A 17,018-nucleotide genomic window follows, 5' to 3' on the forward strand; every position below is an offset into this window, starting at 1 on the left:
CCTATCCCCCGAGGTCCAACGGTACATATTTGAACTATCAGAAAAATATAAGGTATTATTTTTTGATAATTACTTATGAAAATCTTTATATCATTCCTAATAATCTCCTAAGAGTTTAACAAGTGAATAATAGAACAATTACAAAGGATAATTATGAAAGACAAATTAATTTCAATACTAAAAGAAAGATTCGATAGTAATTTCGACCTTCATCCAAAGGCAAATTGGGATCAAGTTGAAGAGAAATTATTAAAGAACAAAAAGTTATTAGAAACTTTGTGTCTAATGGAAGAAACTGGTGGAGAGGTTAATCTTGTTGATTTGCCTATATTTTCTGGATTAGTATTTGTGGATCTATCCAAGGAATCTCCCAAGGGGCGCAGGAGCTTTTGCTATGACAAGGAAGCTAGAATAAAAAGAAAGAAGAATGCTCCAAATTCATCTGCCATGGAAGAAGCAGAAAAAATGGGAATCGAACTTCTAAATGAAGACCAGTACTATGCTCTTCAAGAACTTTTTGAATTTGATTTAAAATCATCGTCATGGATTTTAACTGAAGATGACTTGAGGGCAAGGGGTGGGGCTTGCTTTTGTGAAAAGAGATATGGCAGAGTCTTTACCTTCCACAATGGAGCTGATTCCTACTATGCATCAAGAGGATTCCGTGGCTATGTTAAAATTTAAACTAGGAGTCAAATATGCCTGATATAATTAGAAAATTATTTAGAAAATATAATATAAAAATAGGAAAGCAAGTAACTAGAACACCGAATAAAATAACCTTAAACTACTTTACAATGGATTATAAACTGACTTCTTTTGTACTTGCAATTGTATTTATCCTTCTTATAATTTTAGATTTAACAGGATTGGCAGATATAGATATTTTTGATTACCTATTAGTGGGTATACTGATGGTAGGATTTTATTTTGCAAAGTCATAAAAAATTACTAGCGAGAGCTGGTATTTTTTTTATGTAAATTTAACAAAAGATATTATATAATATCTGTAAAATGGAGGTAAGTATGCGTGTATTAGTTGTAGAAGATGATTTAGATTTAATAGATTTACTTGAAGAAGGTCTAACTATGTATGGTTATGCGGTAGATAAGGCGACAGACGGTGAAGAAGCTATCGATATGGCATATGTTGAGACTTATGATGTGATTGTTTTGGATATCAATTTGCCAAAAAAAGACGGCTTTGAAGTCTTAGAAGAAATCCGTGACTTTAACAAAGAAGTTAATATCATAATGCTTACAGCTCGTTCTGATATAGATGATAGGGTCAAGGGTCTTGATTTTGGGGCTAATGATTATATGGTAAAGCCATTTGATCTAAAGGAGCTTGATGCCAGAATGAGGGCACTTTTGAGAAGAAAATCTGTTACAGAAGCTCCAATACTAGAAGCTGGAGGTATGACTTTTGATACGACTACCCGTGAAGCCTTTGTAGGAGATCAAAAATTAAATCTAACCCAAAAAGAAACTGGAATCTTAGAATATTTATTTTTGAACAAGGAAAAGTATGTATCAAGCGAAGAGCTTATAGACCATGTATGGGATTCCAATGCTGATAGTTTTTCCAATTCTGTAAGAGTCCATATGTCTTCTCTTAGAAAAAAAATAAAAGAAGCCAGTGGAGAGAACAAAATCGAAAATATAATTGGCAAGGGTTATAGAATTTATGAAAACTGAGAAATTTTATCAATCCATTGTTTTTAAGCTGATTGCTGCTGTTGTTATCATTTTTATTGCTATGATTACTATAACAAATTATTTGATTAATCAAAAGCAAATAGAAATGACTGAGATTATGCTAAGGCAGATTGAAGAATGGATGCCTAGCTATAAAAATTCCATAGTTGTAACTGTAAATAATGCCCACCTACAATCATCAGCTGATTTTAAAATCTATACATTTATAGTAACTGGCATTGTGATATTGACTGGGTCTTTGATTTTTGCCTTTATTATTACAAAAATTTTGAATCCTCTAAAGGATCTCCAAAAAAATATTGCAAAAGTTGATATAGATAGGCCAGAAACTTTTTCAGAAAAACTTTTGATAGAAGATGGATCAAGTGAGATAGTGGATTTGTCAGAAAGCTTTAATAGTCTCATGGATAGGGTCTACAAGGACTACAAAAAACAAAAAGACTTTTCGGCAAATGTAGCCCATGAACTTCGCACACCCGTTGCAGTTATGAAGGCTCAGGTGGATGTTTTCAAGAGAAAAGAAATGGATGATGATACATGGGTCTTTGTAGAGAAAATGGATAAATCCCTAGAAAAACTTACAAATCTAATAAATTCCGTTCTGATTTTTTCCAAAAACCAAGAACCACATATAAGCAAGGTCTGCATAAATTCTTTGATAGATGAAATATTATTTGATTTAGAAGATAAAATAGCTAGCAAAGATTTAAGGGTAAACTTTGAAAAAAATACAGATCTTTGTATAAATTCAGATGATGCACTCTTGCAGAGATTGCTATTTAACATAATTGAAAACTCGATAAAATACAATATTCAAGGTGGATTTATAAGTATAGAAACTAAAGTTATTGATGATAAATTAAAAATAGAGATAGCAGATTCTGGTATTGGTATGACCGATGAGCAAAAGAAGAAAATATTTGATCTATTCTATCAGGCAGACAAATCAAGAAACGGAGAAGGCTTTGGAATAGGTCTATCCTTATCAAAACAAATAGCAGATTCCCTAGGTGCAAAGATTGAAGTTTTGGACAACGAGCCAAAGGGAAGTAAATTTATCCTTACTTTCAAATAATCTTAACAAGGAATTAACAATTCATTTGCTAATATTATTCTAGAGGTAATGATATGAAAAAAATTGACAAAAAAATAATAAGAAATTTAATATTTGTCACTTCTCTAGTCTTTATGGTATATGGGGCAAGTCGTGGCGAAGTAGACACTGTCTTTCACAAAGCGGTGAAACTATGTTTGGAGTGTATTGGAATTGGATAAGATGAATCCCAGACATATTATACAAGCTATAGCGACACTAGTTTACAACATACATATACCGAACTTTTTCAAAGGGAGAATCTATACTGGACCAACAAAGAAGATATGCCTTCCTGGATTAAATTGTTATTCCTGCCCTGGTGCTGCTGGTGCTTGCCCGATTGGGTCCATGCAAGCTGTTATGGGCAACAAAAAGTATAGATTTTCATACTATGTGTTTGGCATAATGGCATTTTTTGGAGTAATGTTTGGAAGACTCATATGTGGCTTTCTTTGCCCATTTGGCTTCTTCCAAGATTTGATCCACAAAATCCCAAGTAAAAAATTGTCCACTAAGAAACTTTGGCCACTTCGCTATATCAAATATGGAATCCTATTTTCCCTAGTGATTGCCTTAGGTCTTGTCTTAAGAGATGTGTACGAAGTAATTCCTCCATATTTTTGCAAATACATCTGTCCACAAGGGATTCTAGAAGGTGCATTTCCCCTAGCACTTAAAAATCCTTCACTAAGACTTGGCATGGGAGCCTTATTTAATTGGAAGCTAGGAATTTTGATAGTGACCATAATCCTATCAACCATATTTTATAGGCCATTTTGCAAGTGGATTTGTCCACTGGGTGCATTTTATGCTTTCTTTAATAAGTATAGTTTTTACCAAATGGAAGTTAGCAAGTCAAAATGCATAGACTGTGGCAAATGTGCCAGAGTTTGCAAGATGGACGTTGACATTAGGAAAAATTCTTGCCATAGCGAATGTATCAGATGCAATGACTGTGTCAGAGCTTGCCCTACTAAGGCCATATCAACCTCAATGATAAAAAGGAGAGAAAATGATGAAAATTAAAAAATTTAATGCTATTTTATTAGCAGGTCTAATGCTTACAGCTTGTGGCAATCAAAAAGCTGAGAAAACTGAAAATGAAACTAAAACTGAAGCTAAAGCAGAAACTGAAGATAAAACTGAAACAAAAGAAGAAACTGCACCAGCTGAGGCTATGGAATCTATGCCTGAAGGTGCAAATGTAGTAAAGGAAAATCTTCCTATAGACGAGCCAGAAACAAATGGAGAAAAAATCACAAAATTACCAAGCTTCACATCAAAAGACCAAGATGGCAAGGATTTTACTAACGAAGATATTGCAAAAAATGATGCTACAGTAATCAACCTATGGTTTACAGGATGTTCAGCTTGTATAGACGAGATGGATGAGCTAAACGACCTGGCAGATGAGCTAAACAAGGAAGATGGGGTAGAATTCCTATCCATGTGTACAGATGTAAATTACGATGAATCTACCAAGGAAGCCTTCGATAGAATAATAGCTGACAAAAAGCCAACATACAAAACACTTGCGGTTGACTATGAGGGTGAAATGAAAGACTACCTAGAAAACATATTTGCCTATCCGACAACTATAGTAGTAGACAAGAACGGAAATATTATAGGAGATCCAATAGAAGGAGCCCTTATTCCTGAAGAACAAGTAGCAAAACTAAAAGAAAATATTAAAAAAGCTGTTGAATCATCAAAAAACAGCTAAAAGGTGCACATTTATATGTGCATTTTTTATTTGTTGATTAATGGAATAAAGCATTATATAATTAAAGGAGATTATTGTAAAGGAGTTTATAATGGCTAATAAAAAAATTCTTACTTTATGTGCGGTGATATCCTTATCTGCATTTTTGCATACAAATGTAGCAAATGCCGCTGACACATCTCCCACAGATAATAATTATATAAATGAAACTATAGAAATCACAGATACTAATGTAGAAAAATTAGCAAATAAAAATATCTTGCTAACTAATAACATTTCTGATTCTGGATTGGAAGAAGACCTAGATGGCAAAGATGAAATAAGTAAATTCTCAGAAGATTCATCCGAAAATGCTCCGCTTGTATATTATAAAGACATAAATCTAGATGAGCTTTTGCCTTTGCTTAAAGAGGATTACCAAAGTCCAGATACAAAACCGGATAAAGAAGAAAATAATGAAATAGCTGAAGAAAAAGAGGAAAGTCAAAGCACTTACAAACTAAAAAATGACACAATATACCAAGTAGTAGATGGAAAAGAGTCCAAGGCTAAAGATACCTGGGCATCTGTTGGAGGTAAGATTTACTACGCTGGCAAAGATGGCAAGGCCTACCAAGGCCTAAAAGACATCTATGGCAGAAAATATTTCTTTAATAGAGATTACAATCTAGCAGTTGATCAAACATTTATTGCAGATGGTGGGACCTACCAAGCAGGAAGCGATGCTAGTGTTAAGCTAACAGAAGCTGCCCAAAAAGGCTGGAGGGGTCTTGGTGATAAATCTTACTACTTTAATGATAAAGGAAATTTATTAAGAGGACTAAATGATTTAGGCACCAATAGGTTTTACTTTGACAAAATCGATGGACTCATGCTTAGAAATCAGATAATAAATGAAGGTTTTGACAAAATCCATACTGCGGACAATGGAGTAGCCCACTATGTAGGTTGGGATTATTATAATGGTAAGCTAGGATATTTTAATTCCAACGGTACATATTCTAAGGGTCTTAAAAAAATTGATGGTATGACTTATGGTTTTGATAACGCTGGTAAAATCTATAATCGCCAATACAAAAAAATCGACAACCAATGGTGGTATTTCAACAAATACGGAGAAGCTTCCAAATCAAATGGAAATTTCCCTAAAGGTTGGGTTGGAGATAAGTATTATTTTTCAGATGGTAAACCAGCTGAAGGCCTTCAAGTTATAAATGGAAAGACCTATATCTTCCATGAATTGACTTTAGAAAAACAAAGAAATGTAGAAAAAGTTTTTAATCACAAGAGATATAGAACTGATGGAAACGGTGTAGCAAGATATATTGGTGAAGTTAACCGATACCCAGCTCAAGCTGGAACAAGGGGATATTTTAGAGGAGGATTTAGCAAGTACCTAAACCGTAAAACTCCATACTTTACACAAAACGACCCTAGGTGGAAATACAGGCCTTATGCCTCAGGTAATTTTGGAGCATACGCTTGTGGACCAACAGCCATGGCCATGGTTTTAAATAGAAAATTAAACAGAAACGACATATATCCTACAACTACAGCAATAGACGCCAGACCTTATACAGCATGGAATGGAACAGATTGGCAATATCTAATTGAGGGCCCAGAAAATTATGGACTAAAATCTTATCCAGTAACGGTAAATGAAAAAGCCTTTATTCAAGCCTTAAAAGAGAATCCTATCATTGTAAGGGTAGGCAATGGTTATTTTATAAATAATGGCCATTATATGGTAATTGATTCCTACAAAGATGGCAAGTTCTACATCAACGATCCATTTTATTCAAAGAAAAATACCATGGAAGCTCACGATTTCTGGAGATTAAAACAAGAAGTTACTGTGGCTTGGGAGATTAAATAATTATTTATTAAAATCTTAAAATTAGGTAAATTATAGTTAATAATAAGGAGGCTTGTTATGGTAGTTATGACAGTGATATTAGGTCTTACATATTTGATACTTGGAATAAAATTCTATAATACAAAAATGCTCCACTTATTAAATGGAATCAATATTGAAAAAGTAGATGACCCGATAAAATTAGGAAAAAATGTAGGTAAATCTTACATAATATTAGCCGTGTTATTATTTTTAGAAGCAATTGCTTATAGGTCATTTTGGCTCTCTCAAAATTCATTTGTATTTTGCCTTGTAGCAACTGTCATTTTTGGCCCTATAATAATGACTATAGTATTAAGTCAATATATTTAACTTTAGCACCCTTTATGGGTGCTTTTAGTATGCAAAAATATATGGATATTTATTTGCAAATTGGGTATAAAATTTCCTAAGAGGTGAAGATATGTATTTTGAAGATTATAAAGTAGGTATGATTTTTGATGAAGAAATTGAACCAATATCTTTTACAGAAGAAGAAATTATAGAATATGGCAAAAAATACGACCCAAGACCTATTCATATAGACAAAGAGGCTGCGGCAAAATCCAGGTTTGGTAGGATCATAGCCCCAGGTTCTTTTGCAAATATGGCCTTTTGGGGGCAATGGGTAAAAACAGGCATAGATATGGATGGACTTGTGGCTGGCGCATGGCTAGATGGTGGCCAGTGGATAAAGCCAGTATATGCAGATACTCTTTATGATATAAAGGTAGAAATTACTGAAAAGAAAGTCAGACGTGAGGGTATTGATGGCTTTGTGACCTATAAATTAACTGCCTATGACCCTGATCAAGAACCAGTTTTGCACTACGAAGCAAGTGGACTAGTGAATTATAATAATAAATAATGATTTTCATTATCAGTTGTGGGTATAAAATAAGTACAAATGAAAATTAAACCACTAGGAGGTTTTATATAATGCTAGAACTTAAGAAATTAGCTTACGAATATAATGCACTAGAGCCAGTCATATCAAAAGAGACTATGACCTTCCACCACGACAAACACCACCAAGCTTATGTTGACACAGCAAATAAACTTTTGGAAGGCACAGGATATGAAGAAAAATCATGTCCAAAATGTCTATTAAAGGATATAGAAAATATTACAGATGATGCTGACAAAAAGCAAAAGCTTATCAACAATCTTGGCGGAGTTTTAAACCACAACCTATTTTGGGATACAATGACTCCAGGTGGATCAAGTGAACCTGTTGGTGAATTAAAAGCAGCAATTGAAGAAAAATTTGGATCATTTGATGCATTCAAAAAAGAATTTGAAGAAGCAGGCAAGGGTCAATTTGGTTCAGGTTGGGCATGGCTTGTTGTAAGTGAAGAAGGTCTTGAAGTTATCTCTACAAAAAATCAAGATAATCCAATTCTTTGCGGCAAAACTCCACTTCTAGGCAACGATGTTTGGGAACATGCTTATTATCTAGACTACCAAAATGCAAGAGCTAAATACCTAGAAGAATGGTGGAAAGTTGTAAACTGGGATGTAGCTGAAGAAAGATACCAAAAAAATTGTAAATAATATTTGTGACTTAAAAATTATATAGATGCAAAAAGCCTATTCGAGATCTCAAACTAATGGAGAGGTCATTAAGGATAGGCTTTTCTTGTCTAATTATTATATGATCAGAAATAAATAGTTAAAATTTTGTAAAACCTTAATATTAAGTATTGCAAAAAACGTTTTTATAATATATAATATAGCTCTAAGTTATAACTGAAGACTAGATGAACTCTAGAATTTGTAGGAGAAAAGAACAATAAAATATAAATTTGAAAAAATTTATGTTTTACTATTTTAATTTTATGAAGAATAGGTTATAATTTAGTTGCAAAGGTTTACATAATAATATACATAGGAGAATTTTATGGGACGTTTAAAAAACATCGGACTTGTTCCAAAACTAATCGTTGCAATCGTTCTCGGTATCCTAATAGGCACATATATGCCAGCTGGATTTACGAGATTGTTTGTAACATTTTCTAAGATCTTCGGATCATTCTTATCATTCATTATTCCATTAATGATTTTAGCTTTCGTTACCAAGGGTATTGCAGATCTTGGTGAAGGCGCAGGTAAATTATTGGGTATAACAGTATTAATAGCATATTGTTCTACATTAGTAGCTGGAAGCTTATCATACATTATGGCTAGCAATATATTTCCAAAATTCATTACTTCGGCTCAAGTAGATGCTATTACAGCTTCAGAGGGAAATGGACTTGAACCATATTTCACAGTTCCAATAACACCATTTTTTGATGTAACAAGTGCTTTAATTTTTGCATTTATGATGGGTATTTCTATTTCTTGGTTACGTAAAAATCACAAGGGTGAAGTAATTTATAACGCGGTTTCTGAATTTAACTTAATTATTGTAAGAGTTCTTGAACTAGCAATTGTACCAGTTCTTCCATTCTTCATTCTAGGTAACTTCGCAGATATGGCACACTCTGGATCAGTTTTTGCAGTACTAAGCATATTCTGGAGAATATTCCTATGCATAGTAACCCTACACCTACTTTATATAACATTAATGTTTATAATTTCAGGTTCTTATTCAGGCAAAAACCCATTTGCTATGATGAAAAATGAAATAAAGGGATATATGACAGCTGTTGGTACACAATCATCAGCTGCAACAATTCCAGTAAACTTACAATGTGCAGCAAACAACGGTGTTAGCCGTGAAATCTCAGACTTCGTTGTGCCTCTTGGAGCTACAGTACACATGCCAGGTTCTATGATTACAATCACAGGTTGTGTATTTACAATTTTATACATGTACAACCTTCCACACTCATTTGGATTAATGCTTTCATTAATCGCAACTTTGGGTGTTGCTATGGTAGCTGCACCAGGAGCACCAGGTGGGGCTGTTATGAGTGCATTGCCATTCTTACCAATAGTAGGTATTTCACCAGAATCAGCAATGGCAAGTTTGTTGATATCTCTATACCTAACCCAAGACTCATTTGGTACAGCAGCAAACATCTCAGGTGACGTTGCATTAGCAGTAGCAGTAGACAAATTTTATAATAGAGTAATCTTAGGCAATAAGGATTGGACACCAGCACCAGTTGTTGAAAATCCAAGATAGAAAAAATTAGCCTTTGCAAATTAAAAGAAGGTAGCACAACTATGTTTGCTACCTTTCTTTATCAAAACATAAAAGGAGATTATATGACAGTAAATGCGTCAATTTTCGATATCATAGGCCCAGTAATGGTTGGGCCAAGCTCTTCGCATACTGCAGGAGCTTGTAAAATAGCAAATGTAGCAAGAAAAATTGTTGAGCCAGGTTTTAATGAAGTCGCTTTCTATTTGCACGGATCTTTCGCAGCAACCTACAAGGGCCACGGTACAAATAGAGCCTTGGTTGGTGGAGTTTTAGGCTTTGGACCAGAAGATGATCGAATTATCAATGCTTTTGAATATGCAAAAGAACAAGGCATAGCTTATGACTTCATAGAAACAGACCTTGGCGATGTACACCCAAACACAGTAAGGATTATTTTCAAATACCCTGACGGAAGGGGCCCAATTGATATAGAAGGATCCTCAATCGGTGGCGGCGCAATAGTTATCACAAAAATTTATGGCAACAAGATTGAATACTATGCAAACAAACCAACCCTATTTATGTCATATGGAGAACAAAAGGGCATAATTGCCTTTGTTTCAAGCATACTCTTTGACCATGGTTACAATATTAACCTAATGAAAACCATAAAAGAAGGGGATAATGTGATGCTTGTTTGCGAACTAGACGAGCCGCTAACAGAAGATGTATTGGAATTAATTAGAAAAGGTAAAGATTTTACCTTCATTAAATACTTACAATAGGAAAAATTATGCTTACAAAATTTGAATTATTAAAAGAAAGATGCCAAGAAGAAAACTTAACTTTGTGGGAACTATCCATAAAGGATGAAGTAGAAAATACTAAAAAAACTGAAGAAGAAATATTTGACAGACTCCAAAGAACACTTGACATAATGAAAGAATCTTCACACGCGGCCCTTGATGTAGCTGTAACATCAGTAACAGGAATGACAGGTGGCAATGCTAAAACAATGAATGATTACTTCCTGGGAGGAGAATCAATACTTGGAGAAACTGCAGCAAAAGCTATGGCTATGGCCCTATCAACAAGCGAAGTAAATGCAGCCATGGGTAGGATAGTCGCTGCACCAACAGCAGGTGCATCTGGAATACTTCCTGCAACACTTATGACTATGTATCATAAATATGGTTATGACGATAGAAAACTAATGGAAGCTATGCTAGTAGCAACCCAAATTGGCCAAGTAATATTTGACAATGCAACCTTTGCGGGAGCTGAAGGTGGATGCCAAGCAGAAACAGGATCAGCAGCAGCAATGGCAGCAGCTGCAGCAGTATACCTTCGTGGATATGACATAGAAACTCAAGAAAAAGCTGCAACTTGTGCCCTACTAAACATCATGGGACTCGTATGTGACCCAATCGGAGGCATGGTAGAATTCCCGTGTAACCTTAGAAATGCAAACGGCGTAATGAACGCCCTAGCAAGTGCTGACATGGCTATGGCTGGAGTTACTATGTATGTAACATTTGACGAAGCAGTAGAAGCTATGAAGAGAGTAGGAGATAGCCTACCACACGGCCTAAGAGAAACAGGAGAAGGCGGCATAGCAGTATGCCCATCTGCCCTAAAACTAAGAGCAAAATATATTGATGGTACAATGTAATATAGGAGTGAGCAAGCATGGCTTGCTCTTTTTTTCTCCAAAATTTAAACTTGTTTATTGATTGACAAACAAGATATCTTAGCATAAAATAATGATAAATAATAAATTAACAAAAGGAGAAAGATTATGGCAATGAAAGTTTACAGTGTACCAAGAGTAATAGTTCATGGTGAAAATTCCCTAGACTACCTAAAAGAGCTCGATGGCAAAAAGGCAACTATAGTTACTGGCGGATCTTCTATGAAGAGATTTGGATTTTTAGACAAAGCCAAGGAAATCCTTGAAGAGGGTGGAATGGAAGTTCAAATAATCGATGGAGTAGAACCTGATCCTTCTATCAAAACTTGCAAAGATGGTGGAGCAAAGATGGTAGAATTTGGTCCTGATTGGATTATTGCCCTAGGTGGAGGTTCTGCAATGGATGCTGCTAAGGTTATGTGGGTTTATTACGAACATCCAGGCTATGACTTTGCTAAGCTTGCTAATTTTGAAAATCCCCCACTAAGAAACAAGGCGAAGATGGCTTGTATTGCTTCAACATCAGGTACTGCATCAGAAATAACAGCATTTTCTGTAATCACAGATACAGAAAATAAGATAAAATACCCACTAGTTCACGCAGATTTTGTTCCAGATGTGGCTATAGTTGATCCAGAAATCCCATCCAAAATGCCTCCACTTATCACAGCTCAAACAGGTATGGATGTTATGACCCATGCAGTTGAAGCATACGTTTCAACAAGTGCCGATGATTACACATCACCTCATGCATTAAAAGCTATAGAACTTGTTTTTGAAAACCTAAAGAAGGCCTATGACAATGGAGAAGACTTAGAAGCAAGAGAAAAAATGCACGATGCTTCAACCCTTGCAGGAATGGCATTTTCCAATGCATCACTTGGTATAGTTCACTCCATGGCTCATAAAATTGGCGGTATCTTCCACCTAACCCACGGAGAAGCCAATGCGATTATGCTACCATACATCATTGATTACAATAGAAAATCTACTGATAAATATGATGAATTAGAAAAATTACTGGGTATTGATGATATTGCAGAAGAAATCAGAAAATTAAATGCATCAGTAGGAATTGCAGCAAATATCAAAGATGGAAAAAACACCGTAATTGAAGAAAAAGACTTCGAAGAAGTTTTAGATCAAATGAGCAAAAATGCCTTCGCTGATGCTTGTACCCTAACAAACCCAAGAGAAACATCAGCTGAAGATATCAAGAAAATATACAAGGCAGCTTACTACGGCGAAAAGGTAGACTTCTAGTAAATAAATGACTATTTAAAAATTGGCTATTACACTAAAACGTAAAATGTAGTAGCCGCTTTTAATTTTAAAAACTATAGAGATTCAAAAATAAATTTTATATCTTTTTTAGGGTTTAATAGAAGGTTTAACGTGCCTGCTTCTTTGGTATTCATATTTGTAGTAAAAACTGTTTTTTTATAAGCTTTAAATCCGCATTTTTCCTGGAGCTTTTTGGATGCCAGGTTGGCAGAGAAATATCCCGCTAATAAAAAATCATAGTTTAAAGTATTAAATAAATAATTAATTATTTTAAATACGGCCTCGCTCATAAGACCTGATTTCCAATATTCTTTACTCAATACAAAACCTAATTCCCTACCGATATAATTTTTAAATCCTACCGGCTCTTCTTCTGTTCCATATTTTTCTATGCCAATAGATCCTATAATTTTATTATCGTTCTTATGGTAAATAGCAAATGTCTTATCTCCCTCTATAAACATATCTAAAATTTTTTTGGATTCTTCCTTATTCTCATGGTGCTTCCAACCAGCCATCTCACCAACGCCGGGAACAGATGCATACTCATAAAAATCATCCAAGTCATCTTCCTCAAAAGCTCTCAGTATTAATCTGTCCGTTTCTAAAACTTTCCCATCAATCTTAAAATCAGCATTCATTCTTATTTCCTCATACTTTTTAGTGATTATACTATCTAAATAAATATAAGGGAAATATTATCGCATAAATTGTAATAATATAGGATGTATAGATACTAAATAGAATATTTTTTATTCGAAGTTAGGCATTAAATTCCATCATGATAATAGTAAATTTAATGAACTATTGATCTAGATTAATATAGGTTCTAGAAAAGCATTGTTAAGTCTACAAATAATATGTATATTTATTCGTATTCTTAGTTTTATTTTATCTTATGGAATTTGCCATTAATTTATAATTATTCATATGCTTATATCTTATAAATATAGAAGTCTACTGATTTACTTATCTTAAATTATAGGCAAATTACAACCTCATATTAGCTTTTATATTGGATTTAATGTTACGTTTTTTGGGAATAATCATAATATATATACAAATATTTTAGCATAATAGCAGCTTTTTTTTCAATTTCGAGTAAACTTACAATAGCAGGTCTAAAATTTAACGAAATTGAAGACCTTATATTTTTCCCATTATACTATGTATAAGCTTATTAATTATTAAATTCTTTGCAAATTGGGAATAAATATATTAAGCGAAATTTGAAAGGCGGTAATTTAAGTGGATAACCCGAATGGTAAAGGGATCAAAAAGGAAAAGTTGACACTAAAGAGGATTTTGAAGTTTATAATTCCTTCTATTATAGGAGTGCTACTTCTAATGACTCCTTTTGAAAAAGATGGATCATCAACTGTTATGGCTTCAGTGCTTTCTAAGGCTGTTAATAGTGGTATCGATTCTATTATTCCTATATATATTTTAGTTTTGATATGCATATTCATTTCTTGCATACTTGCTCTTATATATAAGATTTCTAAACCAATTTTTATAGAAAATAATGAAGTTTTAAAAAATGCAGCAGATATTTCTAATTTTTGGCTTTTAGTAAGATTTATAGGTCTTATCCTAGGTCTTATGACAGCCTTTAAAGTGGGCCCAGATATAGTGTATGGTCCTGATACTGGTGGACTTATCTTGTATGAATTGATAGGTGGTCTATTTACAATATTTTTAGTCGCTGGATTTGTCTTACCTTTTTTGACAGAGTTCGGTCTGTTGGAATACATAGGGGTGTTTTTGACCTCTGTGATGAGACCTGTATTTAATCTACCAGGTAGATCTGCCATAGACTGTTTGGCAAGCTGGATTGGGGATGGTACTATTGGAGTTACCTTAACTAATAAGCAGTATGAAGAGGGATATTATACAGCCAGAGAAGCAGCTATTATATCTACGACTTTTTCTGCGGTATCAATCACATTTTGCTTGGTTGTTTTGGAAAATGTTGGTCTAACAGATTATTTTGGCAAATTTTATTTGACAGTTGCTGTAGCAGGAATAGTAGCAGCTTTGATATTGCCAAGGATATATCCTCTAGCTGGCAAAGAAGATAAGTACAAAACCAAAGAAGTCAAAGCTCAAGCAGAAAATATACCTCACGGTTTTAGCAAAAATGAATGGGCCTTACAACTTGCAGTACAAAAGGCTGAAAAAAATAACAGCGTAAAAAACTATTTTGTAAGTGCAATTAAAACAGTCCTAGGCCTATGGCTAGGAGTTGTGCCAATTATAATGGCAGTAGGTACTATTGCTCTCATAGTTTCAGAGGCAACACCGTTTTTCCAAATTTTGGGTAAGCCATTCTTGCCATTACTTAAACTTCTACAAATCCCAGAAGCTGAAGTAGCAAGTACGACTATGGTAGTTGGATTTGCAGATATGGTTGTACCATCCATACTTGCAGCAGAAATAGCAAACCCTATGACAAGATTTATAGTAGCAGCAGTTTCAGTAACCCAATTAATATATATGTCCGAAACTGGTGCTGTGATACTAGGTTCTAACTTGCCTGTTTCACTTCTAGATTTATTTATATTATTTTTGGAAAGGACAATCATAACCTTGCCAATAATAGTAGTCTTTGCCCATATTTTCTTCTAGCAAAGGGCATTTAAGGAAAGGGGCTGTTGCAAATTGATAGATATCTAACGTTCCATCATTGGAGTGCACTCCCAGAAAGTTTGAGGTTTAGCCCGCCGGCTCAGGGAGGTAATTAGCCAGTCGGCTGACAGAGACCTTTCTGGGAGGGTGCTCGAATGATATAGGAACGATTTATCTATTTTGCAACAGCCCCTTTCCTTTTTTAATGATAATTTTAAAATTAAGTTGTAAAATATTATCATCATAGGAGGATTTATGGATCAAAATGTTGATTTAACCAAGGGTGATATCACATCATCACTTTTCAAACTGTCAATTCCTTTGGCTTTGACGGCTTTTATACAGATTACATATAACTTTGTGGATATATTTTTCCTTGGCAGGCTTGGAAAAGATGCAATAGCAGGAGTTGGAATAGCTGGATTTTTATTTTGGATTGCCAATGCTATTACCCTTATTCCTAAGATTGGGACAGGGGTTTATGTATCCCAATCCTTTGGTAGAGGAGATAAGAAAGAAACAATCAGGGTTTTAAATAATGGCTATATTTTAACTATAATTGTAGCCCTGGTTTATTCTATATTTATGCTATTATTTTCAAGTGCATATGTAAATTTCTATGGATTAACTGATATGGCTAGTTCTTATGCTAGAGATTATTTGCATATTATAAGCTTTGGCATGGTTTTTTTCTTTATAAATCCGGTGTTTTCCCAAAGCTTCCAATCTCTGGGCAACAGCCTTACTCCCTTTAAGATAAATACAGTAGGACTTGTGGCAAATATAATAATGGATCCAATATTTATCTTTGGCCTTGGGCCTATACCACGCCTTGAAGCAAAAGGAGCTGCAATAGCAACTCTACTTGCTCAGGTATTTGTCAGCCTAATTTTCATAGGAGTGATTTTTAGAAAAAATGAACTTCTAAAAAGCGCCTTAACTAGGATAGATTATCAGAGGAGTTGGATCAAAAGTATCTTTAAGATGGGTTTGCCCTCTGCTTTGATGAGCACATATATGGCCTTTATAAGTATAATTTTGAATAAGTTTATGGCAAGATTTGGTGAAGCTGCTGTTGCAGCCTACACAGTTGGTAGCCAGCTAGAGGCAATCACTTGGAACACAACAGAGGGTCTCCAGGTCGGCATTGCAGCCATAGTTGGGCAAAACTATGGGGCTGGGCTTTTTGATAGGGTAAGAGAATCTATCAAAAAGTCATTTCAAATAGTATTTATAATTGGACTAATATCAAATCTTGTTCTATTTTTATTTAGATACCCACTCTTTAAACTCTTTGTTCCATCAGATAAGGAAACTATAGAGCTTGGGGCTACATATCTTGCGATTTTATCCATGTCGCAAATATTTCTATCGACAGAAATAGGACTTACAGGAGCCTTCAATGGTCTAGGAGATACAAAAACACCAGCAAGAATAGCTATGTTTTTTGATACAATGAGGATACCGTGCTCCTTACTATTTATGCCAATTTTTGGAGTAGCAGGAGTCTGGCTTGCAATGACAGTTACTTCAGTTTTTAAGGGATTGTTTGTAGGGGTATTAATAAGAAGAAAAGCAAAATATAAACTTGAAAAACCTAGCTAAATGCTAGGCTTTTTTTATGAAAAATTTACTTTAATTTTACAAAAACCTTTTACTTATAAATCTTTTGTAAAATGATTTTACAAATAATGCCGGGTAAATTTATCCGACCTTGATATTTCATATTTTTAATATTTATATGTATTTACAATAACTTTATTTTTTACTAACAATAATCGTATATATTAGCATATAGATACGAGTTTTAACGAAGTTTTTCATTACTTACATTAAATTATTTATATAAATTCGTAATTCTAATTTTTTAAAATCTTAATCTTTTAAGAA

At 34.2% G+C, this 17,018-nt stretch carries 18 protein-coding genes; 17 read left to right on the forward strand and 1 reads right to left on the reverse strand.

The annotated features are described in order from the left end of the window. Window positions 1-153: 153 nt before the first annotated feature. The 15 genes from BQ7474_RS00150 to BQ7474_RS00215 all read left to right on the forward strand — a co-directional run bounded on the left by BQ7474_RS00150 (window position 154) and on the right by BQ7474_RS00215 (window position 12,479). Window positions 154-684 carry a DUF4256 domain-containing protein gene (locus tag BQ7474_RS00150; protein ID WP_073997065.1) on the forward strand — a complete coding sequence of 177 codons (531 nt, stop codon included), beginning with the start codon at window positions 154-156 and terminating at the stop codon, window positions 682-684. Between the two features lie 14 nt (window positions 685-698). Beyond that, window positions 699-944 carry a hypothetical protein gene (locus tag BQ7474_RS00155; RefSeq protein WP_073997066.1) on the forward strand — a complete coding sequence of 82 codons (246 nt, stop codon included), beginning with the start codon at window positions 699-701 and terminating at the stop codon, window positions 942-944. A gap of 82 nt (window positions 945-1,026) precedes the next feature. Next, the gene (locus BQ7474_RS00160; RefSeq protein ID WP_073997067.1) at window positions 1,027-1,698 is read left to right on the forward strand and encodes a response regulator transcription factor; all 672 of its coding nucleotides are present in this window, start codon (window positions 1,027-1,029) and stop codon (window positions 1,696-1,698) included. After that, a complete protein-coding gene (locus BQ7474_RS00165; protein ID WP_073997209.1) occupies window positions 1,688-2,794 on the forward strand; it encodes a sensor histidine kinase in 1,107 nt (368 codons plus the stop codon). The genes BQ7474_RS00160 and BQ7474_RS00165 overlap by 11 nt, the downstream gene beginning before the upstream one ends. A gap of 53 nt (window positions 2,795-2,847) precedes the next feature. After that, entirely contained in the window at window positions 2,848-2,994 is a 147-nt protein-coding gene (locus tag BQ7474_RS11070) for a CD1871A family CXXC motif-containing protein (RefSeq protein WP_268873852.1), read from the forward strand. 1 nt (window position 2,995) lies between these two features. Next, on the forward strand, window positions 2,996-3,841 hold the full coding sequence (locus BQ7474_RS00170) for a 4Fe-4S binding protein (protein ID WP_082187853.1): 846 nt from the start codon (window positions 2,996-2,998) through the stop codon (window positions 3,839-3,841). Next, the gene (locus BQ7474_RS00175) at window positions 3,831-4,538 is read left to right on the forward strand and encodes a TlpA family protein disulfide reductase (protein ID WP_073997210.1); all 708 of its coding nucleotides are present in this window, start codon (window positions 3,831-3,833) and stop codon (window positions 4,536-4,538) included. Before BQ7474_RS00170 ends, BQ7474_RS00175 begins: the two co-directional genes overlap by 11 nt. A gap of 91 nt (window positions 4,539-4,629) precedes the next feature. Next, on the forward strand, window positions 4,630-6,414 hold the full coding sequence (locus tag BQ7474_RS00180; protein WP_073997068.1) for a C39 family peptidase: 1,785 nt from the start codon (window positions 4,630-4,632) through the stop codon (window positions 6,412-6,414). Window positions 6,415-6,471: 57 nt separating this feature from the next. Next, window positions 6,472-6,765, forward strand: coding sequence for a hypothetical protein (locus tag BQ7474_RS00185; RefSeq protein ID WP_073997069.1), 294 nt, complete (start codon window positions 6,472-6,474; stop codon window positions 6,763-6,765). Window positions 6,766-6,856: 91 nt separating this feature from the next. Continuing rightward, window positions 6,857-7,300, forward strand: coding sequence for a MaoC/PaaZ C-terminal domain-containing protein (locus BQ7474_RS00190; protein ID WP_073997070.1), 444 nt, complete (start codon window positions 6,857-6,859; stop codon window positions 7,298-7,300). A gap of 71 nt (window positions 7,301-7,371) precedes the next feature. Further along, window positions 7,372-7,986 carry a superoxide dismutase gene (locus BQ7474_RS00195; RefSeq protein ID WP_073997071.1) on the forward strand — a complete coding sequence of 205 codons (615 nt, stop codon included), beginning with the start codon at window positions 7,372-7,374 and terminating at the stop codon, window positions 7,984-7,986. Between the two features lie 346 nt (window positions 7,987-8,332). Continuing rightward, window positions 8,333-9,565, forward strand: a complete 1,233-nt coding sequence (locus tag BQ7474_RS00200) for a dicarboxylate/amino acid:cation symporter (RefSeq protein WP_073997072.1) — start codon at window positions 8,333-8,335, stop codon at window positions 9,563-9,565. A gap of 83 nt (window positions 9,566-9,648) precedes the next feature. Continuing rightward, window positions 9,649-10,311: an L-serine ammonia-lyase, iron-sulfur-dependent subunit beta gene (gene sdaAB / locus BQ7474_RS00205; protein ID WP_073997073.1), complete on the forward strand. Its 663-nt coding sequence runs from the start codon at window positions 9,649-9,651 to the stop codon at window positions 10,309-10,311. Between the two features lie 8 nt (window positions 10,312-10,319). Next, window positions 10,320-11,198 (forward strand): L-serine ammonia-lyase, iron-sulfur-dependent, subunit alpha, encoded by an 879-nt coding sequence (gene sdaAA / locus BQ7474_RS00210; RefSeq protein ID WP_073997074.1) that lies wholly within the window; start codon window positions 10,320-10,322, stop codon window positions 11,196-11,198. A 132-nt stretch (window positions 11,199-11,330) separates the two neighbouring features. Continuing rightward, complete coding sequence (locus BQ7474_RS00215; protein ID WP_218188968.1) at window positions 11,331-12,479, forward strand: iron-containing alcohol dehydrogenase; 1,149 nt, start codon at window positions 11,331-11,333, stop codon at window positions 12,477-12,479. Between the two features lie 74 nt (window positions 12,480-12,553). Here BQ7474_RS00215 and BQ7474_RS00220 read toward each other — a convergent pair whose 3' ends face one another. Continuing rightward, entirely contained in the window at window positions 12,554-13,141 is a 588-nt protein-coding gene (locus tag BQ7474_RS00220) for a GNAT family N-acetyltransferase (RefSeq protein WP_073997076.1), read from the reverse strand. 706 nt (window positions 13,142-13,847) lie between these two features. Between BQ7474_RS00220 and BQ7474_RS00225 the strand changes: the two genes are divergently transcribed. Together BQ7474_RS00225 and BQ7474_RS00230 are read left to right on the forward strand one after the other, a co-directional pair. After that, the gene (locus BQ7474_RS00225) at window positions 13,848-15,128 is read left to right on the forward strand and encodes a YjiH family protein (protein WP_143179973.1); all 1,281 of its coding nucleotides are present in this window, start codon (window positions 13,848-13,850) and stop codon (window positions 15,126-15,128) included. A gap of 255 nt (window positions 15,129-15,383) precedes the next feature. Further along, the gene (locus tag BQ7474_RS00230; protein WP_073997077.1) at window positions 15,384-16,733 is read left to right on the forward strand and encodes an MATE family efflux transporter; all 1,350 of its coding nucleotides are present in this window, start codon (window positions 15,384-15,386) and stop codon (window positions 16,731-16,733) included. The last annotated feature ends 285 nt before the right edge of the window (window positions 16,734-17,018 follow it).

The sequence above is a fragment of the Anaerococcus urinomassiliensis genome, assembly GCF_900128425.1.
In the GTDB taxonomy this organism is placed as follows: domain Bacteria; phylum Bacillota; class Clostridia; order Tissierellales; family Peptoniphilaceae; genus Anaerococcus; species Anaerococcus urinomassiliensis.